Below are 24,621 nucleotides of genomic sequence, written 5' to 3'. Positions count from 1 at the left end.
AAACATACTCTATAGGTTCTTCGTTTCGTCTCTCCTGAAGGTCAGCGAGGATCCTGAACATTTTATCGACCTTGATAATAGGTTCCTTCCTGTTCTTCTCCTGATCAACAGTCATTATTCTGATAACGTCATCAGTCGTTGCGTTTTCCGGAATATTTACAATGTAGGTAGCCGCACTCTTGTCTATACCGAGAAATTCTCTGGCTAAGAATATTATTCCTATAGATGAGAGTACTGATACACTGAGTATAGCGGAAAATAAACCACAAGGCTTATTGCCTATACGGTTTCCTTTCTTAGGTCTGATATATCGGAATCACCTTTGAAGGTCTTTTCTTCTTCGGAGGCGGTGCAGGTGCAAGAAATTGCCTTCATAAAATCCTGAAAAACGTGGCCTTTTGGCTTGTTTCCGGACGAAGCAGGTCTTTTTATTTCTTTCCTGACCGTTTTCATCTTTCTGATTATCCATTGATATCTATTATTCCTTTCTCTGTTATTATATAGTCAACGCTTACATCGTGAGGTTCTGAAGGTACCTCATCAAAGACAAGCGGGCTGTAGCAGATTCCTGCCGGTGTTACGTCCTTTTTCACGGCTTAAAACCTGTCGTAATATCCTCCGCCGTAAACCTGTACGGTTTCCCTTAAGATCAAAGGCTGTTCCCGGAACGATACAGAGAGCACCGGTAAAATTACGAACCAGTCGGGTCTCGTCATATTCCGGCTCCGGTATTCCCATGAAAGAAGGTTTTAAATCCTCAAAACTTTTTATCATGAAAAAGTCCATCTCTCCCTGCTTTCTGCAGCGGGGAACGGCAGTACTGATGCCTTCTGACAAAAGATATTCTATAAAGTTTTAAAGTATCTGCTTCATCTCTGTATGAAACATAGGTAAGGACGATTTCTGCTTTCCTGATAAGATCTGCGTTTACGAGGTTTTCAAGGATCTTAAGATCTGCCTCTTTCTTTTTTTCTGCAGAAGGAAAAAGTTCGGAACGCATTTTAAGCGCCTGTTTTCTGAAAAGCAGTTTATCTGTCATCATCGGCTTGTGTAAAGAAGTGATGAAGCCAGTGCTTCACTTATCTCCCTTGACTTTAAGATCTCAACGATCTTGAGTGAAAAGTCGACAGCTGTTCCCGGACCTCTTGATGTGAGGAAGCTGCCTGAAAGACATACTGTTCCGTAGGCGATTTCAGCACCTTCTAGCTGGCTTTCAAAACCGGCATAGCAGAGTGCCTTGTGTCCCCTGAGAAGTCCTCTGTGTCCGAGAATGGACGGAGCTGCACATATAGCAGCCACATATTTATTGTTGGTAACGCAGAAGTCAATCGCCTTCTGAACTGTGTCAGAAGCCTCAAGATTCTTTGTTCCCGGCATTCCGCCCGGAAGCACGATCATTTCTGTTTCAGCGTCCGGAGCGAAGTCTGTGTCCTTAACGTCGGCCTGAACAAGTATACCGTGTGAACCGCGGATAGCTTCCCTTCCGATACCGACTGTTTTAACATCAATTCCGCTTCTTCTGCAAAGATCAACTACTGTAAGGGCTTCGATCTCTTCAAAGCCGTCAGCGAGAAAAAACGTAAACCATATTAAACCTTCTTTCCAGGGAAACGCTGATCAAACCGTAAATCCGGCTTCGCCGGATTTACGGAGGTGGGATTTGCGGGGCTTCGCCCCGAACCCTCACGCTGATTTATGAGAAATCAGCGTTTCCCTAAGCTTTGTTATCTGAGTGCAGTCTGCTGTAAAAATCTTTTACTTCAGCGTATTTTTCCGCAGGTCATCTTCCCTTCAGGACATTTGCCCTCGGAATAGCATGAAGGACCGGCTTTCCTAAACACATTCGGCGCGGCTTCGCAGCAGAGTTTCAGCATTTCATCTGCAACATCCTTTATTTCCCACTGTGCTCTGCAGCAGCAGCGGTGCCTGAAGAAATTCAAAAGACTTCTGACGTTCATCGTAACCACTATCTTGGTCTCGCACGCATTCGGAAGTACAAAACGCGCATCTTCATTAGCTTTTTTTCTTGCTCTGGATGCGGCTTCCTTTTCGTCAAAGCCCTGTTCCATAAAAGTCTTTTTATGATTTTCAGTGAGAATATCAGCGATCCTGTTATAACTCTCAGTAAGTGCTTCCATCTGCCTGTCAAACTCAGCTTTTGCTTCAGGAACAGCCGCAATTTCCGGCGGTGTTATGAAGTCAAATCCGTCTTCATTTACATAGCGCTGGCTTTTCTGTGAATATGACGCTATTCTGTGTCTTACAAGCTGATGCGAACACGCCCTTGATATACCCTCAATGCCGAAAGTAAAGCTGACATGCTCTAGAACGCTCTCGTGTCCGATGCTTATGAGCATTGATACAAAGCTTTCCACCTTTTCATCGGTAAGTCCTTCCTTCAGCGACATGATATCGCTCGGGGAATAGCAAAGCTTTGCAGCAGTAGCAATAATTCTTTCCGGATCAGGAGTATGGGCTATAAGAGTTACTTTCAAACCTATACATCTCCCAAAACAATATTCCTTATAATTTTATCATTTTATACTATAAAAGTCAATAGAGCATACGCGGAGAAAAAGCGGCTGCATCAAAAAAAACGCAGCCGCTTTCCTGAGGAAACGCTGATTTATGAATAAATCAGCGTGAGGGTCCGGGGCGAAGTCCCGCAAATCTCACCTCCGGAAATCCGGCGAAGCCGGATTTCCGTTTTAATCAGTGTGTCCTTAAACAACAACTTATTTTACTATTTTCTTTGAACCGGCAACCACCACGTCTCCGGCCTTTATCAGCAGACCGTCGGACGCCATAAGCGTCAGATCATCACGGATAACAACGTAGATATGAAGATCAAAATCTTCTTTTGCCTGTCCGACAGTAATGCCTTCAAGTCCGTTCGTTCTGTCAGCTATAATTTCGCCGATCTCTTTGATATCTTTGAATTTAATGTCCGAATACTGCTTTTTCGTATACTGTTCAACAAATCCGGCACTGATGATACCGGTAGGGATAGCTACTGCCCCGACTCCGAGAAATGCACTGAAAATTGCGATTATCCTTCCCGCTGTCGTCACAGGATAAATGTCACCGTAGCCTACGGTAAGAAGTGTGGAAACGCTCCACCATATACCGGAAAATGCGTTTCTGTAGACATCCGGCTGAGCTTCGTGCTCAGCATTGTATATGCCGAGTGATGAAGCAAGCATGAGAATGAAAATTATAAAAAGTGAAGAAAGGATCTGATTCTTCTTTTCAAATAAAACGGTAGTTATTATATTGAATGAGTCATACTGCGAATTTACCCTGAACAGTCTGAATATTCTTACGACTCTGAGCATTCGGAACACGATGAATCCCGAAAGGAAGAAAAACGGAAGGATCGTCAGAAAATCGATGATGCCGTCGAATGATAAAAGGAACCTCAGAACTGATTTTCCTTTGTTCTTTTCAGGATACAGCTGGTCAGCCGTCCACAGACGAAGGCCGTACTCCAGTATGAATACACCAACTGTAAGTGTTTCAATTATCCTGAACAGACCGTAAAAAGCGCTCAGCTCACTGAATGTATAAAGGAACGCAACAGTTATGTTAAGGATTATGCACGTAACTATGAAATAGTCAAACAGCCTGCTTGGCAGATCCTCCTTGCTGCCTATCTGAATTATCCGGAAAATGTGTTTTTTCATCTTTCCTCCTGTAACGAAATCAGCAGTGAACGCAAAACAGATTTTTACGTTCACTGCAGTAAGAGTATTTTAAGGAAACGCTGATTAAACAGCCTTCGCTATATTTCATTATAGCACTATAAAGATATCATTTCAACAGCGTTTCAGACGCTTTATCACGAACATGGCGCAGAAGCCGGTAAACAGGCCTGCGATGATACCTGAAACTATGAGAAAAGGGTAGTAGAAAAACACCGCGGAAGAACGCATTATCAGGCAGGCAGCAAGTATCTGACCGGTGTTGTGAAATACCGCTCCGGCTGCACTGGCAAGATACATATTCTTTTCGGGAATTATCTTTCGCATAAAAAATCATTCCGGCAAGGCAGCAGACCGCTCCGGCCGCACTGTACATAAGTGCGGAAAGATTACCGGCAAAACACTGATCCCAAGACAAGTCTGACTGCAAGTATCATGGCTGCCTCGGATGGTTTAAAGCGGTACACCGCATATACGGTGATTATATTGGCAAGACCAAGCTTCATTCCCGGTATGGGAGCCAGCGTCGGTATTCGTGATTCGACTATAAAAATAATAAGTGCAAGAGCCGCAAGCATGGACATCTCCGCAAGTTTTTCTGGTTTTCAATATATCTGCTCCTTTTTGGTGACTTCAGGGAAATGACGGTTAGCAAAAGCTTACCCGGATGCCTTAAAAAACGTCTGCATACGCAGACGTTTTTATTGTAGAAACACTGATTTATTCATAAATCAGCGTGGGGCACGGGGCGAAATCCCGCAATCTTCACAACCGGAAATACGGCTTCGCCGTATTTCCGGTTTAATCAGTGTTTCCTTTGATAAATGAAAAATCACTTAAGAAATCCGTCAATGATCTTTCTTTCAGCTTCCTCCTCAGTAAGTCCGAGTGTGCAGAGCTTTGTGATCTGCTCGCCTGCGATCTTGCCGATGGCAGCCTCGTGGATGAGTGACGCGTCGATGTTGCCGGCAAAAAGGCCCGGAACAGCATTTACACGGCCGTTTTCAGAAAGGATGGCATCACATTCGGAATGGCCTGTACACTTACAGTTACCGTTGATCGTCGAAACAAATTCCTGATATGAACTGCCGCGTGCAACAGATCTTGAAACGAGGTCAACACTTGAGCCGTCGCCGTTCATATCCACCTTGAAGTCCGACTTTGCCTTTTCATCGCCTTCGGTCATGAGGCGCTCCCTGATAACGAGCTTTGCGTCCTTTCCGAGCCTGGCTGTTGTGAGACGGCTTGTGGATGTAACGCCGCCTATCTGGACTGTATCCATTTCCATGTATGAGTTTTCATCCATTTCAACGTCAGTTACAGGATCTATTCTCTTTGCACCCTTGCCGTTACCGGTACCGATGTGCTTTTCCTTGTAGATGACCTTTGCGTTTTTGCCGATGAAGAAGCGGTGGATACCGTTGTGTCTTGCTTCCTCCTCGCCTTCGCTGTGAACGCCGCATCCTGCTACGATGATAACGTCAGCACCGTCCTCAACGATGAAGTCATTGTAAACAAGATCGTTTACGCCGGCTTTTGTAACGCATGCAGGGATATAAACCGTCTCATTCTGAGCCTTTGAACTGATCTTTATAACGATACCCGGGTTGTCGCTCTTAGGCTCTATTTTGATGTTCTCTGATGACTGCCTTCCTGCGCACCCTCCGTCTTCACGGATATTGTATGCACCCTTGTAGCTGCCGTCCCAGTCTGAAACCACGCTGAGAAGCTGTTCTGTAATACTGTTCATTATAAAGCTCCTCCTTCATTTGTCCTGAGCGAGCAGCGTGTTGCTGCCGTCTTGTCCATAAGTGAAGGGAATATTTCTTCCCTTGTACCCATCTTTGAGACCTTTCCGTCCGCTACTACCGCAATGTAGTCAGCAATGTTCATTATTCTCTCCTGATGTGAGATGATAAGGAGCGAACGGTCACTGTCCTTCTTGATATTTTCAAAAGCCTCGATAAGACTTGTAAAGCTCCAGAGGTCGATACCTGCTTCCGGTTCATCGAAAACGAGTATCTTTGCGTCTTTTCTCGCAAGAACTGTTGCTATTTCGATTCTCTTGCTTTCGCCGCCTGAAAGGCTTGCGTCCGCTTCCCTGTCGATATAGTCACGGCCGCAGAGTCCGACAGTTGCAAGAAGATGGCACACTTCCGCACTTGTAAGTTCTTTTCCCGCTGAAATGGAAAGAAGATCACGAACTGTAAGACCCTTGAAACGTACAGGCTGCTGGAAAGCATAGGCAAGGCCGTGTCTTGAACGCTCCGTTATGCTCCAGTCTGTGATGTCTTTTCCGTCTGCTATGATCTGACCGCCTTCCGGCTTGTAAAGACCTGCTATCACCTTGGCAAGTGAGGTCTTTCCGCCTCCGTTCGGTCCTGTAATTACTGTAAGTTTTCCGTCCGGTACTGTAAGGTCAACACCGTTCAGAATGCTTTCACCGTTCTCAGTGGACCATCTTATATCTTTAAGCTGCAGCATTTAAAATAATACCACCCTTTCTTTTATATTGTAATATATAGTCCCCACCCCCAACCCCCTCCCCAGGGAGGGGGCTGAGCTGCGCAAAATAAAATAACCAATTAAACCACATGGGGCTGGTAATCTTTAAGTATATCGAATCCCCATATGAACTGACTCCGCAACAGCCAGTCAGCTATCTTTAAGTATACCATACTGGCCAAGGATTGTCAAAATCAATACTATTCAAGAATACTCATGATATCGTCCGCAGACATATGCATGATGTCACCTTCGCCGTTTACTGCAATGTCGTAGAGCTCGGCTTTTTTCGTCTGAAGATCAATGATCTTTTCCTCGATCGTCCTGTCAGTTATGAGCTTGTAGATCTGGACATTCCTTTTCTGTCCTATACGGTACGCACGGTCAGACGCCTGGTTTTCAGCTGAAAGATTCCACCACGGATCGTAGTGGATGACAATATCCGCGCCGGTAAGGTTAAGTCCCGTGCCGCCTGCCTTCAGCGAGATAAGGAAAACATTCGTATCGTCAGCATTGAAGTCATTTACAAGCTGTATTCTGTCCGCCGGCTTTGTCTGTCCGGTTATCGTGTAGTAGCTTATGCCTTCTTCATCAAGACGCTTTGAGATGATGTCAAGCATCGATGTGAACTGCGAGAACAGGAGTATCTTGTGTCCGGATCCCACGCAGCTGCTTACAAGATCGATGCACTGTTCAAGCTTTGCGCTGCCGCCCTCGTAATTGTCGTAGACAAGCGACGGATCGCAGCATATCTGTCTGAGTCTTGTGAGCATTGCAAGGATCTTGATGCGGTCGGCGCCGTCCTTTAAGTCCTTGGCAAGTGTCTTCTTTACGTCAGCCACATTGGCCGAGTAGACCTTGCTCTGCTCCTCGCCCATGTTCGCGTACATTATGGTTTCCGTCTTGTCCGGCAGTTCCTTTAAAACTTCCTTCTTCATTCTTCTGAGGATAAACGGAGAAACGACCTTCTGAAGCTCGCTTATGACTCTCGTCTCTTTCTTCGCGGTTATCGGAGCTTCAAAATTCTTTCTGAAGTAGGTGTAGGCATACAGGTAATCCGGCATAATGTAGTCGAAAATACTCCATAGTTCCGCAAGGCTGTTTTCGACCGGTGTACCCGTAAGAGCGAATTTTACTTCCGCATTTATTGACTTTACAGCCTTGGCCGCCTGTGTGTTCTGATTTTTGATGTACTGTGCTTCATCGATGAACTGGAATGCAAATTCCATGTTCTCGTATTTGTCAATATCCCTTGTGAGCAGTGAATACGGCGTTACGATCAGATCGTATTTATCTATATCGGCGAAAAGCTCCTCACGGGCCTGCACTGTGCCGATAACGGTAAGCACGGAAAGTTCCGGAGCAAAACGTTCGGCCTCATTTTTCCAGTTGAGTGTCAGCGATGCCGGGCACACTACCAGTGACGGTTTTCTCATCCCGTCCGGATCCTGCTTGTTGTCAAGGACCAGCGAAATAGCCTGAAGCGTTTTACCGAGGCCCATGTCGTCTGCAAGTATACCTCCGAAATGGTATGCAGAAATTGTCTTCATCCAGCGGAAGCCGTACTTCTGATACTCACGCATTACAGTGTCAAGTGAGTCCGGTACAGCAAGCTGTTCAGAATCCTCCATCATCATTCCGTAACTGCTTACGATCTTTTTAAATTCCGCACTTCTGTTTATACGCAGATTCTCGCAGTTTTTCTTGAGGCTGTCGAGATAAAGCATGCGGTACTTCGGCACCTTCAGGTTTTCCTTTAAAAGCTGCTTTTCGCTTATGTTAAGGTTTTCCGTAACGTCCGAAAGTTCAGTCATCGCATCAGTAAGCAGTGCAAAGCTTCCGTCCTTCAGACGGTGATATTTCGCGCCGCGGCGGTAGCTCTTGAGCATATCTACAAGTTCACCCGTGGTGTATCCTTCCGCAGTTATGTCAAGTGCAAGAAGCGAACCGGACGGACGAATGCCGATTGCAGGTCTGACGGGAGCTCTTACGCCTATCTTTTTGAAAGCATCGCTCACAAAGACTTCCATACAGCTTTCAAGCTCGGTAAGTCCTGAGGTGAGAAGCTCAAAAAGAGCACTGTCGCCGTGCAGGAACCAGGTATCAGGATCCTTTGTGCTCTGTTCGGTGAAAAACTTAAGGAACGTATTCTTTATCAGACGCTCAGCCTTGTAGTCGCAGAACGGATTTTTCTTCTGGTCATAGAATCCGGAAAACTTTTTGTCCCCGTAAACAAACTCCGGTCTTGCGGAGACGCCGTCCTCGATGCAGTCGATGTACAGATTTGCTTCCAGCTCCGGCGGAACATAATCATCAAGCTTGTTGGCGCCTTTTATTTCAATATACTTGAGAACCGGCTTAAGCACACCGCTGTAGAAAGCCTGCATATTGTCATTGCTGATATAAAGAGACTTCATCTGCAGACAGACACTGATAAGCTTAAGCGCCGTTCCGGAAAATCCCGCATCTGTAATGTACACTCTGCGCTTTTCATGATCTATATATCCGCAGCGCCTGCCGACACCGAAGCAGTCCGGACATGAAGTTATGCGTACTGAATATCCGTTTTCATCTGAACGGACGATCTCTCCGTAAATGTGAGGATTTTTAAACCGTACCGAATACGGCTCTCCGTTTATCTCCACATCACGTCCGTTAAAAAGTCTGAAGAAATTATCCAGGTGTTTTCCTCGTACAGTGATATACTTTCGCGGCGCCTTGTTTCTGGTTTTTGCAAGATCAAATACTGTACCGGTATATATGTAATAGCACACATCAAGCAGTCTTTTGCTGTCTTCGTCAAGATCACTGTACCGGTGCATCATCACGCATTTTTTACCGTACTGCATTGTTGTTTCAGATTCAAACGCAGCCTTAAGGTCAGGTATACTCGGTACAGCATAGAATTTTTCATTTCCGGCTTTAAGCGAACACTGTATTTCATTGTCCTTCATCGTAATTACAGGAAGCAGTCTGGTAACAGGAACTACTGTCGTCTGATCGTCTTCATCTTCCGGTTCGAGATCATTCATCAGCTGCTGAAAAACTATCTTGCGTCTCTTTTCAAGATCAGATCTGAAGTTCTCCTTGATATAGAACATACAGGCAGCCTGATGCCTGCAGATACTGTCGTCACCAAGACGCTGACAGGAACAGAAAGAGTTCGTTATTTTGCCGTCATCATTCAGTTCAACAGCCGTTCGTGTACCATAGTAACAGTCTTTTTCCGGCCTGAGCCAGAAGGAATACATACCGTCAATGCTCAGTTCACCGTTAGTTATTTCATTATGCTTAAACAGCCGCCGGCCTGCTTCAAGCTCTTTTTTGTCCACTTCTTTACATCTTGGAGTATCAAAATCATAAATATTAATAACGATCACTCTTTCTTTCAGCATGAAGTTTTTCTTCATGGTCATACGGATCTGCATAGAATCTTTCCGGAACATCCTGCATGCTTACACCCGGCATTTCGTATATTTCCTTTTTTGGTGGCTTCACTCTCGTGTGCTGATCATCGTAAACGGCATTCATATCCACTTCATCCATGACTCCGGAAGCTTTGTTCCTGTATACTGTCATATCATTGTCAGGAGTGTATTCCTTTCTTTCCTGCCCGATCTTTGCAAGCTCTGTAAAATACGGATATCCCGGCTGAGATGAAAGTTCAAATTCCAGCTCCCTGTGTTTTGACGTAACAAAGGCTTCGACGGCAAGAAACAGATGACCTGCTATTGCGATAAAATAATCTATGTACAGTTTATGAGTGCATACGTAAATAAGATAAAGGGCGAACAGCAGAACATTTATCACCGCAAGCACAAGAAGCGCAAAGGTTTTATGAGAACGGTTCATACAGAAGCCGCAGGTCACTGCATTAAGAATGAGTCCGCTCAGCATAAACACATTGATGCCGCCTATTACAGTAAACGTCAGCTGTGCAGCCAGAAGAACACAGCTTATAATAAAAAATGCCGACCTGGTATGCCTGATTTTCTTCATTGAAAGAAAATTTCTGTTAAGCTCGGCTGTCAGAAAATCGTCACCCGTCCCTGAATATCTTTCTGATCTTCCCATCGTTTCATCTCCTCCGAAAACGAAAAACATGCAGCAGAGAGTATACGGGGACTTCGCCCCGCCTCTCCCGCTCTCATCAAATAATATACAACTATAATTATACCTTATATGCCGGCGTTATTCAAGTACATTTATCAAACCGTTCCTTCTCTCCTTACCATGAACCGGTCAACACTATCCTGAAAATGCCGCACCGGGCGGACCGGTACGGCATTCATTGAGGTGCTTATTCAGGAAAACACTGATTAAACCGGAAACCCGGCTTCGCCGGATTTCCGGAGGTGGGATTTGCGGGGCTTCGCCCCGAACCCCCACGCTGATTTATGAATTAATCAGCGTTTCCTTATTTGTCTTCTGTATCCTTCATTACTGTTTCAGTGTTTTCAGCCTTTATCTTCTCTGCTTCCTTCATTCTTTCAGCCATCTTCGCAGCTTTCTTTTCCTTTCTCTTTCTGCCGGCATTCGCAAGAGCCTTTACTATCTTCACGAACAGGAATATTCCGATTCCGAAAAGGATAAGATAAGGGAGCGCGTAGATGAGGAAGAACAGGAGATTTTCAAGGAAATTAAGGAATCCTTTTCCTGCATCCTTAAGTGTATTTGAAAGTCTTTCTCCGAATGTATCAGTGTGTACCGGTTCTGCATGATATTCCTTTACTTCGTTGATAGTTACGTAAACATAGGAATAAGCTACGTCGGTCTTTATCTGGTTCATTCGTGTCTTGAGCTTTGCTATCTCCACCTGGACACCGGTAAGCTTTTCTTCGATAGCAACGGCGTTTGCCTCGTCCTGTGCCTTTGCAAGAAGTTCAAGATATCTGTTTTCCTTCTGCTCATAGATCTTAAGTGTGGTCGAAAGATCAGAGTATTCCTGACTTACATTTTCGACAGATGCATTCTTGCTTCTTAAGTCACCGAGTCCTGCGACTTCATTGCAGAAATCGTCATACACCCTGCTCGGTACTCTTACAGTTGCACGGTATGTGCTCCACTTTTCCGCCTTTTCGTCATACCATCTGCTCATGTTTCCGCCGTCGTTGAAATCTTCCGACTCAACAAAACCCTGATACTGTTTGAGCATTGCCCTGAAGTTTTCCACTGACGGGTCAAAATCAAGAACGTCGATTCCCATGGTGCATGAGTAGATAAGCATTTCACTGTTTATCGATTCCGTACTGATGTCAGTGTTCTGTACCTTTTCAGTCTGCGGATCCGCTGTTTCTTCTCCGTAAACAGTACCGCCTTTTTCACCTGCTGCCTCTGATGCATAGTCGCCGAGGGCAGCTCCGTCATCATAGTTTTCATAAGCAGCACCCTCTGTCTTTGACTTGTAATCTGCCTGGACACCGCGCGAAGCCGAACTGTTGGTATATGCCATATCCGAAGCCATTTCAAATTTCGGTGCTCCGCACGATGTAAGAAGTGCCATGCATACCAGGAAAACCGCTGCAGCCTTTGTGTAGTTTCTGTTATTCTTTTTCATATTCATTTCCTCCCCAATTATTCACCGGCAAGTGCCGTTTCTTCGTTTTTCTTTCTGTTGTCTGGTGTATCAAATTCCGTTCTGTCTGTTTCTGTCATAGTTTCAAGATCTGTACTTACTGCCTCATCGTGCGAGAATACATACAGATGATCACCAATGTAAAGTCCTCTGTCAAAACCAGCGTATGTGCTGTGCGAATCTATTCTTCCCTTTTCGGTAAACTGTCCGTTTTCATAGCTGAATACCAGATATGAACGTGCCGAGTTAGTGTAGTCTTTGTCGTATTCCTCAAGCGGGAATCCTATGAGATTCTTTTCAGGATCGATCAGCAGCGCTTTTCTGTCATAAACAGCCGTCGAGTATGAGCTGTGATATGTATCTCCGGCACTTATTGCATAATATCCGTCTTCCTTCAGCTCACCGTTGTCGGAAACATCGAACATCACAAGCTTTACGCCTGTCTCGATACCCTCGCTTGTAGCATCCACTCCGAATCCTAAAAGATGATCTTCATCCCATTTCCAGAGGAAAGAGCTGTATCCGTTTATCTTGAATTCATCGGTTATGACCGGATCCTCCGGATCTGAAAGGTCTATGGCAAACAGCGGATCTGTCCGTTCATATGTTACCACATAAGCCGTGTTTCCCTGGAAATTCACTGACTTTATCGTTTCATCCGGTGCGATGTCTGTTATGGACCCAACCACATTCATGCCGGCATCAAGGACGAAAACATTGTTTGAAGGCTGATAGTTCCATTCCCCGTCAATGAGTTTTTCATAAGATGTAGTGGCCGTTCTGAAATATCCGTTATATTCATCCATCGAGAACTGGTTAAGAACCGTTCCCTTTACTGTTCCCGATGCCACAGGCGATATAACTCCGTTCGCAAGGGCAAACTTTGAAAATGTGGTCTTTGAACCGTTCCAGTCAGTTTCGCCGTTATAACTTACCTGCTGTATGTAGAGCGCATCTGCCGTGCAGTAGATGTCACCCGAATATCCTGAAACTGCTGCAGAAGATACCGCACTCTCCGGAGAGTTTATGTCTATGCCTGATATCATTACAGTGCTGCCGTCTTCGGTGTCATCTTCCGGAATGAAGATACAGCCAAGATCCAGACATCCGGCATTTTCATAGCTTTCGCCGTAAAACGGAACATACATGCGCTTATCCGTATCAGCGTAAGTCTTTTCCTGCTTTTCACGTGGTCCTTCCTCTTCGTCATATACCAGACCGTATCTGAAAAAATTCCACGATGTTTCTTCTGTAACCAGATAAAGAATATTATCCTTCATTCTCGATGAAGAGTAATTACCGCTCTGAACTCCCCTGCCTGAAAAAGCAGGTGCTTCACCTGTAATATCATATGTCAGCACTGTCGTTGTGGCAGGCTTTGCATTTTCTCCCTCACTGATGCCCCCTGAAGAAACGATAACCGTAAGTTTCTCATCTGTCAGATACATTGCAGATACATCTGACCATACATTTTCAGGAATTCCGGCGTCAGCATTAACATCAAGAATTTTTTTCTCACCGAACTTTCCGGTGTTCTTATCCACCGGAATGTATGTAACGCTCTCTCCGTACCAGGCAGATACATATATCGGAGTATTATCCGTCACATAGAAAACACCGCGGTCATTAGCCTTGATTATGTCTGATTCGGCAACGCCTTCGACCTGTCTTAAAGTATCGTAGACATCCGTTTCCGCTCCGTTGTTCCACTCTTCATCCAGTGATGAATCTTCAGCTTCTTCAGATATTACGTCTTCGTCGATCCCTGCAAGCATCCCGTACCTTGTAAGTTTCGCATTTTTCGCCCTGTCAAAAAGCTGCTCGTAGCTTTCGGCATTCACATACGCGAAACTGCCGTTTACTGATGTTTCCGTGCATCCTTCTTCAAATGATTCAGCGTTATCCGATGCAGCCTCCTCACTTTTTGTCGACGAAGTCTTTCTCTTACCGTCTGATTTTATACCTTCAGTATTGTTTGTGATCATATCTGCAGTCATCATATCTTTGCCCGCGTGCGGAACAAACTTCATGATACCGCCAACGATCAGCAGGCACGCCGCAGCGACAGCAGAATATGAACAGATCGTTCTTATTATCTTTTTCTTTCCTGATTTTCCGCTTCCGTCAAGTGTTTTTATGCTTTCTTCTCTCAGAACACCGCCGGTTTCCGTTCCGTCAGATATACCTTTTCCGCCTCGTTTTTCAAGGAGTTCCGGAATATTTTCCGGCTTAAGTTCATCCGGTACTATCGGTGTTTCGAGTATTTCTTTTATTTTGTCACTCATATTATCATCCACCTTAACACATGTCTCTGATCAATCCGATTGATCAGAGACAAATTGCTTCGCAATTTAAATACGCACAAAGTGCGTATTTCCGTCTCATGCAAAACCTACGCACCTTCGGTGCTATTAAAAGGGTTTTCAACCCTTTTAATCAGGTTTAAGTATCAGCCGCCTATCAGTTTTTTTCAGTTTCTCTTTTGTTCTCATGAGCTTTGAACGGACTGATGAAGCCTTCATTCCGATTATTTTCGCTATCTCATCACCGGTATATCCGCTTAAGACTGACAGCGACAGGATGAGTCTTTCATCATCATCTATCCTGTACATGGCCTCAGCAAGTTCCAGCGATTCGAAACTGAAATTATCGCTTAAAACATTCTCGTACTCCGGTGCGTCTATATCAGATGCAGGACTTGCATACTCGGCCTGTTTTCTTTTTATCTTAGCCGAAAGTATTTTAAATATCCAGCTCCTGAAAGCTTCCTCGCTCCGGAGTTTTCCTATGGAATTGTACGCATCAAGGACGGTGTCACTCACTGCATCGGCCGCATCATGTTCATTGCGCAGACTGTAGAACGCTGTTCTGTAAAGTTCCTCATAAACCAGCGCATACAGCCGCGAAAACGCCTGCTTATCACCGCTTACAGCAAGTTTCACATCCTTTCTGAATTCTTCACGGTCCATATCTCAAAACTCCTTTATCAACTGTTCATGTTTCGGGGTCAGGGGGCGAAGCCCCCTGACCTTCAGCCCCTCCCTCCGGGAGGGGTTGGGGTGGGGAAAAACAAACAGTTATCATAAACTGCAATGCATTGTTTTTCAGTTCATATATTAAGTGTCTGAAAAAACTGATTTTGTTGCAAAGCAAAATCAACTTTAGAACAATCCACAAATCAGACTACAGGATATTGTATATATTAAACAACAATCCACCTGATCTGCAGGGGCGAGGGGGCGAAGCCCCCTCATTTCTCTCCCCCTCCCTGGGGAGGGGGCAGGGGGTGGGGATAAAAACAAAATTCCCTGAGGATGAAATTGATTTATTCAAACTCAGGGAATCGAAAAAAATTTAATCAGTAAAAGTCAGCAATCAGAGATTCTTTACCTCTTCATCACTGAGCATTCTGTAGCCGTTTGATGAAAGAGCCTCCTCAGCCTTCGCATAATCATCAACTCTGATAAGAATATGCGCCGAAGCATCCTTCTTGGAAAGTGATGCATACATGTACTCAACACTTACGCCGTTCTTGTCAAGCACGCTGAGTGCGCCTGCAAGTCCGCCCGGTATATCATCAACGTCAAGAGCGATAACATGATTAACTGCTACGGCATAGTCCTTCTCCTTAAGGACAGCGGCACTCTTATCCGTATCACTTAAGATGAGTCTGAGTATGCCGAAGTCATTGGTATCTGCAATGTTCATTGCACGAATGTCGATCTTGTTATCTCCTAAGATCTTTAATACAGCAGATAATCTGCCTGGTTTGTTTTCTACAAATACTGATAACTGTCTTACTTTTGATGCCATAACAATAATCCTCCTTTAAATGAAAAAATATCTTCAAGAGAACACTGACGGAACGAGGTATGCAGGACTCTGCCCTGCTCCCCCGGATTTACATACCGGTCAGCGTTTTATTTCAGTGAAGCTTTCTCTTGTCAACTACTCTTACAGCCTTGCCTTCGCTTCTTTCGATAGTCTTAGGTGAAACAAGGTGTACCTTCGGGCTGATGCCGAGAATGAGCTTGAGTGCGTTTGTAAGTTCGCTTTCCTTCTTCTGTATCTCCTTGACAACGTCTGTAAACTGGTCAGCCGGCATTTCAACGTATACGTCAAATGTGTCAGTGTTGTTTACACGGTCAAGTTCGATACGGTAGTTCGGTGAGTAACCCTGTGCGATAAGAACTGTCTCGATCTGTGACGGGAATACATTTACGCCTCTGATGATGAGCATGTCATCGCTTCTTCCCATCGGCTTTGCCATCTTGATAAGAGTTCTGCCGCATGAGCATTTCTTTCTTGAAAGAACACATATGTCTCTTGTTCTGTATCTGAGAAGCGGGAAGCCTTCCTTGTTTATGCTTGTAAATACGAGTTCACCCTTTGTGCCTTCCGGAAGAACTTCACCCGTGTCAGGATCAATGATCTCAGCAATGAAGTTGTCTTCGTTAATGTGCATGCCTGTCTGTTCGCTGCATTCGAAAGCAACGCCAGGACCGCTTGATTCTGTAAGTCCGTAAATATCGTAAGCCTTGATGCCGAGAGACTTTTCGATCTCCTGTCTCATTTCCTCTGTCCATGGTTCAGCACCGAAAATACCAGCCTTAAGATAGTTATCTTCCGGCTTTATTCCCTTTTCCTTCATTGCTTCGCCGAGATACGCAGCGTATGAAGGTGTGCAGCAGAGGATAGTTGACTTAAGATCCATCATGAACTGGATCTGTCTGTCCGTATTTCCTGATGACATAGGAAGTGTAAGACATCCTACCTTTGCCGCTCCGCCGTGAACACCGAAACCGCCTGTGAAGAGTCCGTAGCCGTAGCTTACGTGCATAACGTCTTCCTTTGTACCGCCGGCAGCAGTGATAGCTCTTGCGCAGCAGTCCTCCCACATGTCGATATCTTTCTGTGTGTAGTAGGCAACTACTCTTCTTCCTGTAGTGCCGCTTGTTGAATGGATACGTACACATTCTGAAAGCGGTACACCGAGAAGGCCGTCAGGATAGCTGTCACGGAGGTCAGCCTTTGAGAGGAAAGGAAGCTTGTGAAGATCATCGGTTGATTTGATGTCATCAGGTGTTACACCCTTTTCCTCCATCTTTTTGCGGTAGTAAGGTACGTTATCCCAGACATGCTTTACCTGCTTTACAAGTCTTTCATCCTGAAGCTTTTTCATATCTTCACGGGACATACATTCGATTTCTTTATTCCAGTATCTTTCCATTGGATTTCAGCCTCCTGTAAATTACTTAGCTGCGTTCTTTCCGAGTTCAAATGCCTTTTTGTTGAGTTCAAGGAACTTAGGCGGTACGCACTGTTCAAGTGCCTGCTGCCAGATCTCATCCTCAAAGTCAGTCTTTGTTGAAACAACGCCCATGAGAACGACATTTGAAGCCTTTGAATTGCCTGCTTCCTCAGCAAGTGAGAGAGCGTCAACAGCTGTAACGTCGATACCCTTAGCGCGCATCTTTTCGATGAGATCTTCCGGGTATGAAGCCGCACCTGTGATAACAGGCATAGGATCGAGCTTCTGAACTGAAGTGATCACCTTGCCGCCCTTTTTGAGATAAGGGATCCATCTTGCTGCTTCAAGCTGCTCGAATGAGATGATAACATCTGCCTCGCCTTTTTCTATAACAGGTGAAAATACCTTTTCACCGTACTTAACATAAGTTACAACGGAACCGCCGCGCTGGGACATACCGTGAACTTCCGATACCTTAACATCGTAGCCTTTTGCAAGTATAACATTTCCGAGGAGTCTTGATGCAAGAAGTGAACCCTGTCCGCCGACTCCGACTATCATTACAGATTTTGTAGCCATTGATTCTTTTCCTTTCTGTTATAGGGAAATAATATATTTATTCGTCTATTTTCATTTTAACTGATTGTCAGAGGACCGGTGATTTATTTATAAATCACCGGCAAAACGGGGCGAAGCCCCGTAATCCCTTCTCCGCAGTTTCGGCGAAGCCGAAACTGCAATCAGACGATTGCATCAAACTTACAGAGTTCTGCACATATACCGCATCCTACGCACTGTGTGTGGTCGATGCATGCCTTGCCGTTCTTTATGGAAATTGCAGGACATCCGAGTTTAAGGCACATCTTGCAGCTCTTGCACTTGTCATTTTCCACTTTAAGCGGAGGATTGTGTTTAACGTACTTGAGAAGAGCGCATGGTCTTCTTGAAATGATAACTGATGCTTCCGGAGCTTCGAGTTCTTCGAGAATAGCCTTTTCAGTTTCCTCAAGCTTGTAAGGATCAACAACGCGAACTCTTTTTATACCGATAGCCTTGCAGAGTTCTTCAAGATTGACTGCAGCAGCAGGATCGCCCTTTAAGTTCTTTCCTGTTGTAGGGTTCTGCTGGTGTCCTGTCATACCTGTGATAGAGTTGTCAAGGATGATAACAGTTGAATTTGTAGCGTTGTATGCGATGTTTACAAGGCCGGTCATGCCTGAGTGCATGAATGTTGAGTCACCGATAACCGCTACTGAACGCTTTTCAGCCTCAGCACCGCGGACCTTGTTGAATCCGTGAAGTGCTGAAATGGAAGCACCCATACAGATAGTTGTATCCATTGAATTGAGCGGAGCAACTGCGCCGAGTGTGTAGCATCCGATATCGCCTGAAACTGTGATCTTATTCTTGGAAAGAGCGTAGAACACACCTCTGTGAGGACATCCGGCACACATTACAGGAGGTCTTACAGGAATGTTTTCATCGAGTGAAACTGATTCGTTCTTCTTGCCAAGGAGCTTTTCAGCGATGATGGTCTGTGAGATCTCGCCGATGTATCCGAATATATCCTTGCCCCTTGTGTTTACGCCGATCTTTCTGCAGTGTGTTTCAATTACATCGTCGAGTTCCTCGATAACGATGATCTCGTCAAACTTTGCAGCAAAGTCTTTGATGAGCTTTACAGGAAGCGGATTTACCATACCAAGCTTGAGGTATGAAACTGTATCGCCGAGCGCTTCCTTTGCGTACTGGTAAGCAGCACCGCTTGTGATGATACCGGTCTTTGTACCTGCGTTTATCTCGGTTCTGTTGAGTGAAGATGTTTCAGCAAACTCAATGAGTTTCTGAGTTCTTTCTTCAACAAATACGTGTCTTGGCTTTGCGTAGGCAGGCATCATAACGTACTTCTGAGGATTCTTTGTATATTCCTTAAGAGGAAGTTCCTTTCTGTCCTCACAGTCAACGATGCTCTGTGAATGAGCGATCCTTGTTGAAGTTCTTACGATAACCGGAGCATCGAACTTTTCTGAAAGTTCAAAGGCTTCCATAACGAAATCACGGCATTCCTGTGAATCGGAAGGTTCGAGCATAGGAACCTTTGAAGCGATAGCGTGATGACGTGAATCCTGCTCATTCTGTGATGAGTGCATTCCCTGGTCGTCAGCAACTGCAATTACCATACCGGCATTTACACCTGAGTATGAAGCTGTGTAAAGCGGGTCAGCAGCAACGTTGAGACCAACGTGCTTCATTCCGCAGAAAGATCTTGCACCGGCAATAGAAGCACCGATGGCAGCCTCCATTGCAACCTTTTCATTCGGAGCCCACTCCGCATATATTTCATCGTACTTTGCAGCTTCTTCAGTTATTTCAGTTGAAGGAGTTCCCGGATAGCTTGAAATGAATTTACATCCACCTTCATAGAGTCCGCGGGCAAATGCCGCATTTCCAAGTAACAGTTTCTTCATAAACAATATTCCTTTCGATTGAAATGATCATGTTTTTAATAAAATTATGGCCGATATTCAATAGTGAACTATAAATAAAAACATATAACTTAATTATAACATTTTCTGTAACATCATTCAAGTGGTTTATAAAATAATCCCCGTCGGAAACGGACAAATTTTCCGTTCCCGCGGGGATGCTGTATCATCTGGCCATGCCAAGATGTTCCGGCATGGAGCCGATAAGCATGCTGTATTTTTACTCAGAAACAAGCCATTTTTCCACAGTCCTGCTTTCACTTGAAATATTCACGCCTATTTTATGCAGTTTCCTCGAATCATTAAGGTACGGAAGCGCATACTGCTTTTCATCTATCTGTTTAAGTGCCTCTTCTGCGCTTCCGTCAAGCTTAAACTCAAAGATGAATATATCATCATCCGTTTCAATAATAACATCTGCTCTGCCTTTGCTGTTCTGTTTTTCGATCAGTGTTGTATAGCACGAAAGCATACGGTTTATCAGATAGAATGTATATGAAAAATGTGTTTCAAAATCCTTTGCGCGTTCATCCTTGTTTGCTTCATATGGTATTGATGCAAGGAAAGATGTGTACGCATCACGTACTCCTTCAAGATCACCCGTGCGAAGCATCTCACTTAAACTGTATATCCAGTTATCTGTTTTCTCTTCTTCTTTTCTGAAAAAACTGTTTGATATAAGTGTAACAAACCCGCTTTTCACTTCATCATTAGGATAATCCAGTCTGTAAAGTCCGTTTCGTTTATCACATTCCTTTATTGTCAGATATCCGCTCTGATACAGCATCGCCAGCGGATTTTCTTTATCTGCACGATAATCAACAAAATACTGTGTTTTATACAGATTTTCTGTCAGTTTCTGCATATTCACTTTATGACCTTCAAGAAGTTTTGCAAGATATGCCGGCGTTCCGGATTTATACCAGTAATCATCTATCTCTGTTTTATTGAACGCATTTAATAAGCTGAACGGATTATATATATCCAGCATTTTTCGGCTGAAATGATAACCGTCATACTTCTTTTTCAGCACTGCTTTCATTTCATCTTCTGTATAATCAAGTTCTTCTGCCATTTTCTTTATCGGCTCTGCAAAATAACTGTAAAGTTCTTCTTCGGTTATTCCGCATACAGCATCGAATTTACTGTCCATGCTTATGTCATTAGGCTGATTAAATCCTGAAAATACTGATATCTGGCTGAACTTTGTTACACCTGTCAGAAATACAAAACGCAGATTTGCATCGGCAGCCTTGAATGTTCCGTAAAAGCCTTTAAGTATATTTCGGTTCTTTTCTTCAATTTCTGTCCCGAGCACATCAAGCATCGGCTTGTCGTATTCGTCGATGAGTACCACTGCCTTATGTCCGGTCTTTTTTTCAGCTGCTTCAAGCACATATTTGAATCTGTCCGAAAGCGAATTAAAAAACTCCGTCTTTCCATACAACGATTCCCAGCTTGCAACATATCCTTCAAGTTTATTTAAGAGTGTTTCCGGTTCGTTATAATTTCCATCCGCAAAATCTATCCTGAATATCGGATACTGTTCCCACTTCTCTTCAAGTGAATCTATTTTCAGTCCTTTGAACAGTTCTTTTCTTCCGGTAAAATACGCTTCCAGTGTACTGACAAGCAGCGATTTCCCAAATCTACGCGGACGTGACAGAAAACATACATGCTCCTGCGCCAGATCATAAACCAGATCTGTCTTATCTGCATATACATATCCACCGTTTATTATCAGTTCAAATGTCTGTACACTTATCGGATATCTCATCATCTTTACCGGCTCCTTTGCTTTGAAGTTATACCTGCATTAATAATTATAGCATTTTTCAGGATTTCATACAATAGCTGATAGGTGGCTGATAAAAATAATCCCCGCCGGGAACAGACATATTTTCCGTCCCGGCGGGGAGGTTGTATCATTTTGCAGTTCCAATATGTTCCGGAATGGAACCTTGAAGCTAAGCATAGACTTGGAATTGAATTCTGAGGTAAAAGAATATCGAATGATACCGGCTGCTCTGCAGCCGGTATTTCTATAGCACAGCCGCTTGCGGCTGTACCTTTTATATAATCACATACTTGAAAACTCTCCTGTAATTTAGTATACTCCCATCTTTAACGTAAGCGATACATAATCCTACGTTAATGATTAGAGCCCCACGTAAAATTCAATACGTGGGGCATGTTTATCTGTATTTTATTTTTTTCGACTGATTTCTGCAATAGTCAGGAAGCGCTTCGCCCCAGGGCAGAACGCAGGCGAGCTGCTCATCAGTAGGAGCTTCGCCTAACTTCGGAAGCTCGGTAAGAAGAAAGTGTTAAGATATCCGAACACGTCAAGATCGTTCATCTTTGCTGTTTCAATTATGCTGAGCACATCAGAATAAGCTTTAATTGCAGGCTTTTTCTATAACACAGCTGTGATGCTTGAATTTCGGATCAGTATTCGGAAGATCTTTTTCGTAATTGATACCGATCAAAAGGATATTACCCTTATAATGTTCAAGTCTTTCCGGATAATCGCGATTTCTGATCTGTGCTACCGCTCCGTTTGCATCTTTATTGTATTTGAGTTCTACAACCAGTGCCGGTTTGTCTGCAAACTTTGGTGACGGGATACAGATAAGATCTGCATATCCTTTTCCACTGTCTGTTTCCGGGATAATCGTGTAATACTTCTGTGCTGAATAATATGCCATTCTAATCGCATAACTTAATGCGGCTTCATCATTGTATGTCCGGTTATCCGCTTTATCATGCATTTTTTCTATGATCTCTGCGACTTTTTCCGCATCTTCGTTCCATGTCGCTTTCAAGAGTTCCACGGACAATTCAAAGGATTTAAACGTAGGTATCCATTCATCTGACTTTGTTGAGGTACGGAACTCATCCAATATTTCCTTATTAGGAATAAACACTTCGCTGGTCTCATCATCAAATCCAAGATAGCCGAGATGAATAAGAAGTGAAAGCACGTCGTCTCTGCATGTAAAGGATGTCATGTCGTTCTGGTATGATGACGTGTCGATTTTCAGTTTTCCACCGTCCATAAGAAGAGCTACAGCATCCTTTAGTCCGTCATAGTCTTTTCGGATGTATTCAGCAAGTGCTTCGTAGGTTTCAGTTTTATTCCAGTAGTTACTGATCCTGCCCGTCATAACTGACTTTACAACTGAAAGCGGACTATACAGATCATATTTCTTTCCTTCAGGTGACTTTCCTGTTTCACGTAAAATCTCATGATCCGGATCAGGCGGGATGATGTCACTTACCTTATATCCGTCATACCAGTCCTTTATGCTTTCAAGATCTCTTCCGTATTTAACAGTCAGCTCTTCAACCTCAGATGTAAGAAATCCAGTATACGGAGCCATCTGCATCGGGTTCATCATGGAATATTCATCAAACATATTAAGAGCAGAATGTTTTCCGTATTTTTTTATCGGAAGGATACCAGTCATATACGCAAGCGCTATATGTTCATTATCCTTAAGCAGATCACGAAGAAAATCAAGGTATTCTGTCTGTCCGTCTTTGTCATCCTTGCTTTCTCTGAAAACTGCATCCCATTCATCGATAACTATAACGATCTGCCTGTCACTATCTGTATAAACATCATCTATTGTCTGGATAAGGTCTTCATCATCGAAATAATCAACATCAGGATATGCTTTCTTCAAATCTCTGATAACAAGTCTCTGCATATCGCCCAAAGCCTCAGAAACTGATTTTTTTCTTTTGAAAAACTTTGTCATGGTAAGACGAATAACATCAAAACCGCCAAGATATTTATCCCATAAAATCTCTTTTGTTTCTGTCTTAAACGGATTTGATTTAGCGAGTAGTCTATCAGAAAACAAATCTCTGCTGTCTGCATCTCTGTCATAATACGCACAGATCATATCAGCGGCCATAGTCTTTCCAAAACGACGAGGACGGGAAACACTTACGTATTGTTGTTTTGTATTTATTACTGAATTCAGATATCTGATCATCTCAGTTTTATCAATATAAATATCTGAATTAACCGCTTTCTCAAAAGCTTTTTTACCGGGGTTAAGATATGTTCCCATGATTACGGCCCTTTCTATAGAATTTACTATAATTATACCATAATCCGATTATCAGTACAAGGCTAAAACAAAGGTAGTCTTAACGTATTAAAGCTCTGTAACACATGGTAACTGTACCTTGTATCACAGAGCTTTATTTTTATAATTACTTTATCTGCAGTTTATCAGAGTTCCTTGAAAACATCTGACATGTCATACATGCCTGCCGGCTTGCCTTTTAAGAACAGTGCGGCATTGATCGAACCTACTGCGAATACGCGTCTTGATGCTGCGCTGTGTGAAAGAGTGATGACTTCGTCGTTTCCGGCAAAGATGATGTCGTGTTCGCCGACGATGGTGCCGCCGCGGATCGAGCTTATGCCGATCTCCTTCTTTTCACGCTTTTTACGTACTGAGTGACGGTCGTATACGTATTCCTTTTCGCCGTCAAATACTTCGTTGATACCGTTTGCGAGCATGAGAGCTGTTCCGCTCGGAGCGTCGAGTTTGCGGTTGTGGTGCTTTTCGAGGATCTCGATGTCGAACTGATCGCCGAGGAAAGCGGCAGCCTTCTTTGAAAGCTCAACGAGAAGGTTGATACCCATTGACATGTTCCATGAGAAGAATACTGGAGATGTCTCGGCTGCTTCCTTGATCTTGTCGATCTGCTCGTCAGTGTATCCTGTTGTTGCATAAACTACCGGAGTACCTGTCTTTGAACTGTACTCAAGAAGTGCATCGAGAAGTGCAGGGTGTGAAAAATCGATTATTACGTCGCCCTTTATATTAAGCTCTGACGGTGTGGCGAATATCGGAAAATCAGCGTACTTTTCAGTATTGATGTCGATACCTGCAACTACTCTGCAGTCACTTCTTTCCTTGATGCATTCATAGATCATATGACCCATGTGTCCGTTTGCACCGCTGATGATTATATCAGTCATTGTTTTCATTCCTTTCATATCTCTGTTATTATCAGTACAGCAGATCCGTAAAATGCAGATCTGCTGTCAGTTTTATTTTATTGCCTCAGCACAGAATT

General features: G+C 43.9%; 21 protein-coding genes. All 21 read right to left on the bottom strand.

Features of this window, described 5'->3' with window-relative positions; translation table 11 throughout:
- Nucleotides 1-461 precede the first annotated feature (461 nt).
- The 21 genes from CC97_RS21440 to dapB all read right to left on the bottom strand — a co-directional run bounded on the left by CC97_RS21440 (nt 462) and on the right by dapB (nt 24,523).
- Entirely contained in the window at nt 462-593 is a 132-nt protein-coding gene (locus tag CC97_RS21440) for a 5-formyltetrahydrofolate cyclo-ligase (protein WP_156036964.1), read from the bottom strand.
- Between the two features lie 164 nt (nt 594-757).
- The gene (locus CC97_RS19300; RefSeq protein ID WP_156036963.1) at nt 758-1,039 is read right to left on the bottom strand and encodes a hypothetical protein; all 282 of its coding nucleotides are present in this window, start codon (nt 1,037-1,039) and stop codon (nt 758-760) included.
- Nucleotides 1,039-1,590: a DJ-1 family glyoxalase III gene (locus CC97_RS18225; RefSeq protein ID WP_044976776.1), complete on the bottom strand. Its 552-nt coding sequence runs from the start codon at nt 1,588-1,590 to the stop codon at nt 1,039-1,041. Before CC97_RS18225 ends, CC97_RS19300 begins: the two co-directional genes overlap by 1 nt.
- Before the next feature lie 170 nt (nt 1,591-1,760).
- Nucleotides 1,761-2,495: an FAD-dependent thymidylate synthase gene (gene thyX, locus CC97_RS18220; protein WP_044976775.1), complete on the bottom strand. Its 735-nt coding sequence runs from the start codon at nt 2,493-2,495 to the stop codon at nt 1,761-1,763.
- A 240-nt stretch (nt 2,496-2,735) separates the two neighbouring features.
- Nucleotides 2,736-3,683 (bottom strand): ion transporter, encoded by a 948-nt coding sequence (locus CC97_RS18215; RefSeq protein ID WP_044976774.1) that lies wholly within the window; start codon nt 3,681-3,683, stop codon nt 2,736-2,738.
- A 132-nt stretch (nt 3,684-3,815) separates the two neighbouring features.
- Nucleotides 3,816-4,028 (bottom strand): Gx transporter family protein, encoded by a 213-nt coding sequence (locus tag CC97_RS21435; protein ID WP_278245349.1) that lies wholly within the window; start codon nt 4,026-4,028, stop codon nt 3,816-3,818.
- Between the two features lie 62 nt (nt 4,029-4,090).
- Nucleotides 4,091-4,279, bottom strand: a complete 189-nt coding sequence (locus CC97_RS21430) for a Gx transporter family protein (protein ID WP_278245348.1) — start codon at nt 4,277-4,279, stop codon at nt 4,091-4,093.
- A 254-nt stretch (nt 4,280-4,533) separates the two neighbouring features.
- Nucleotides 4,534-5,451 carry a SufD family Fe-S cluster assembly protein gene (locus CC97_RS18205; RefSeq protein WP_044976773.1) on the bottom strand — a complete coding sequence of 306 codons (918 nt, stop codon included), beginning with the start codon at nt 5,449-5,451 and terminating at the stop codon, nt 4,534-4,536.
- Complete coding sequence (locus CC97_RS18200; protein WP_044976772.1) at nt 5,451-6,185, bottom strand: ATP-binding cassette domain-containing protein; 735 nt, start codon at nt 6,183-6,185, stop codon at nt 5,451-5,453. The genes CC97_RS18205 and CC97_RS18200 overlap by 1 nt, the downstream gene beginning before the upstream one ends.
- A gap of 221 nt (nt 6,186-6,406) precedes the next feature.
- The gene (locus tag CC97_RS18195) at nt 6,407-9,634 is read right to left on the bottom strand and encodes a DEAD/DEAH box helicase (protein WP_049963033.1); all 3,228 of its coding nucleotides are present in this window, start codon (nt 9,632-9,634) and stop codon (nt 6,407-6,409) included.
- On the bottom strand, nt 9,573-10,280 hold the full coding sequence (locus CC97_RS18190; RefSeq protein WP_044976771.1) for a hypothetical protein: 708 nt from the start codon (nt 10,278-10,280) through the stop codon (nt 9,573-9,575). Before CC97_RS18190 ends, CC97_RS18195 begins: the two co-directional genes overlap by 62 nt.
- A gap of 343 nt (nt 10,281-10,623) precedes the next feature.
- Entirely contained in the window at nt 10,624-11,763 is a 1,140-nt protein-coding gene (locus CC97_RS18185; RefSeq protein WP_044976770.1) for a DUF4349 domain-containing protein, read from the bottom strand.
- A gap of 17 nt (nt 11,764-11,780) precedes the next feature.
- Complete coding sequence (locus CC97_RS18180) at nt 11,781-14,066, bottom strand: beta-propeller domain-containing protein (protein WP_044976769.1); 2,286 nt, start codon at nt 14,064-14,066, stop codon at nt 11,781-11,783.
- A 147-nt stretch (nt 14,067-14,213) separates the two neighbouring features.
- On the bottom strand, nt 14,214-14,750 hold the full coding sequence (locus CC97_RS18175; RefSeq protein WP_044976768.1) for a sigma-70 family RNA polymerase sigma factor: 537 nt from the start codon (nt 14,748-14,750) through the stop codon (nt 14,214-14,216).
- A gap of 406 nt (nt 14,751-15,156) precedes the next feature.
- Nucleotides 15,157-15,594 carry an ACT domain-containing protein gene (locus CC97_RS18170; RefSeq protein WP_044976767.1) on the bottom strand — a complete coding sequence of 146 codons (438 nt, stop codon included), beginning with the start codon at nt 15,592-15,594 and terminating at the stop codon, nt 15,157-15,159.
- Nucleotides 15,595-15,706: 112 nt separating this feature from the next.
- On the bottom strand, nt 15,707-17,011 hold the full coding sequence (locus CC97_RS18165; RefSeq protein WP_044976766.1) for a phenylacetate--CoA ligase: 1,305 nt from the start codon (nt 17,009-17,011) through the stop codon (nt 15,707-15,709).
- 21 nt (nt 17,012-17,032) lie between these two features.
- On the bottom strand, nt 17,033-17,611 hold the full coding sequence (locus CC97_RS18160; RefSeq protein WP_044976765.1) for an indolepyruvate oxidoreductase subunit beta: 579 nt from the start codon (nt 17,609-17,611) through the stop codon (nt 17,033-17,035).
- A 161-nt stretch (nt 17,612-17,772) separates the two neighbouring features.
- Nucleotides 17,773-19,500 (bottom strand): indolepyruvate ferredoxin oxidoreductase subunit alpha, encoded by a 1,728-nt coding sequence (gene iorA, locus CC97_RS18155; RefSeq protein ID WP_044976764.1) that lies wholly within the window; start codon nt 19,498-19,500, stop codon nt 17,773-17,775.
- A 238-nt stretch (nt 19,501-19,738) separates the two neighbouring features.
- Nucleotides 19,739-21,298 (bottom strand): ATP-binding protein, encoded by a 1,560-nt coding sequence (locus tag CC97_RS18150; RefSeq protein WP_197021885.1) that lies wholly within the window; start codon nt 21,296-21,298, stop codon nt 19,739-19,741.
- Nucleotides 21,299-21,917: 619 nt separating this feature from the next.
- Nucleotides 21,918-23,600: an AAA family ATPase gene (locus CC97_RS18145; protein ID WP_044976763.1), complete on the bottom strand. Its 1,683-nt coding sequence runs from the start codon at nt 23,598-23,600 to the stop codon at nt 21,918-21,920.
- A gap of 164 nt (nt 23,601-23,764) precedes the next feature.
- Nucleotides 23,765-24,523, bottom strand: coding sequence for a 4-hydroxy-tetrahydrodipicolinate reductase (dapB, locus tag CC97_RS18140; protein ID WP_044976762.1), 759 nt, complete (start codon nt 24,521-24,523; stop codon nt 23,765-23,767).
- Between the last annotated feature and the right edge of the window lie 98 nt (nt 24,524-24,621).

The sequence above is a fragment of the Ruminococcus sp. HUN007 genome, assembly GCF_000712055.1.
GTDB lineage: Bacteria > Bacillota > Clostridia > Oscillospirales > Ruminococcaceae > HUN007.
Note: the sequence above shows the minus strand (reverse complement) of the source record. Positions and strands in the feature narration are given on the sequence as shown.

Coding starts and splice junctions, on each gene's coding strand:
- CC97_RS18165 (WP_044976766.1), bottom strand. CDS start 17,011: ATGGAAAGATACTGGAATAAAGAAATCGAATGTATGTCCCGTGAAGAT.
- CC97_RS18190 (WP_044976771.1), bottom strand. CDS start 10,280: ATGGGAAGATCAGAAAGATATTCAGGGACGGGTGACGATTTTCTGACA.
- CC97_RS18205 (WP_044976773.1), bottom strand. CDS start 5,451: ATGAACAGTATTACAGAACAGCTTCTCAGCGTGGTTTCAGACTGGGAC.
- CC97_RS21430 (WP_278245348.1), bottom strand. CDS start 4,279: ATGCTTGCGGCTCTTGCACTTATTATTTTTATAGTCGAATCACGAATA.
- CC97_RS18170 (WP_044976767.1), bottom strand. CDS start 15,594: ATGGCATCAAAAGTAAGACAGTTATCAGTATTTGTAGAAAACAAACCA.
- CC97_RS18185 (WP_044976770.1), bottom strand. CDS start 11,763: ATGAAAAAGAATAACAGAAACTACACAAAGGCTGCAGCGGTTTTCCTG.
- CC97_RS21435 (WP_278245349.1), bottom strand. CDS start 4,028: ATGCGAAAGATAATTCCCGAAAAGAATATGTATCTTGCCAGTGCAGCC.
- CC97_RS18145 (WP_044976763.1), bottom strand. CDS start 23,600: ATGGGAACATATCTTAACCCCGGTAAAAAAGCTTTTGAGAAAGCGGTT.
- CC97_RS19300 (WP_156036963.1), bottom strand. CDS start 1,039: ATGACAGATAAACTGCTTTTCAGAAAACAGGCGCTTAAAATGCGTTCC.
- CC97_RS18195 (WP_049963033.1), bottom strand. CDS start 9,634: ATGCAGATCCGTATGACCATGAAGAAAAACTTCATGCTGAAAGAAAGA.
- CC97_RS18150 (WP_197021885.1), bottom strand. CDS start 21,298: ATGATGAGATATCCGATAAGTGTACAGACATTTGAACTGATAATAAAC.
- CC97_RS18160 (WP_044976765.1), bottom strand. CDS start 17,611: ATGGCTACAAAATCTGTAATGATAGTCGGAGTCGGCGGACAGGGTTCA.
- iorA (WP_044976764.1), bottom strand. CDS start 19,500: ATGAAGAAACTGTTACTTGGAAATGCGGCATTTGCCCGCGGACTCTAT.
- CC97_RS18180 (WP_044976769.1), bottom strand. CDS start 14,066: ATGAGTGACAAAATAAAAGAAATACTCGAAACACCGATAGTACCGGAT.
- CC97_RS18175 (WP_044976768.1), bottom strand. CDS start 14,750: ATGGACCGTGAAGAATTCAGAAAGGATGTGAAACTTGCTGTAAGCGGT.
- CC97_RS18215 (WP_044976774.1), bottom strand. CDS start 3,683: ATGAAAAAACACATTTTCCGGATAATTCAGATAGGCAGCAAGGAGGAT.
- CC97_RS18200 (WP_044976772.1), bottom strand. CDS start 6,185: ATGCTGCAGCTTAAAGATATAAGATGGTCCACTGAGAACGGTGAAAGC.
- dapB (WP_044976762.1), bottom strand. CDS start 24,523: ATGACTGATATAATCATCAGCGGTGCAAACGGACACATGGGTCATATG.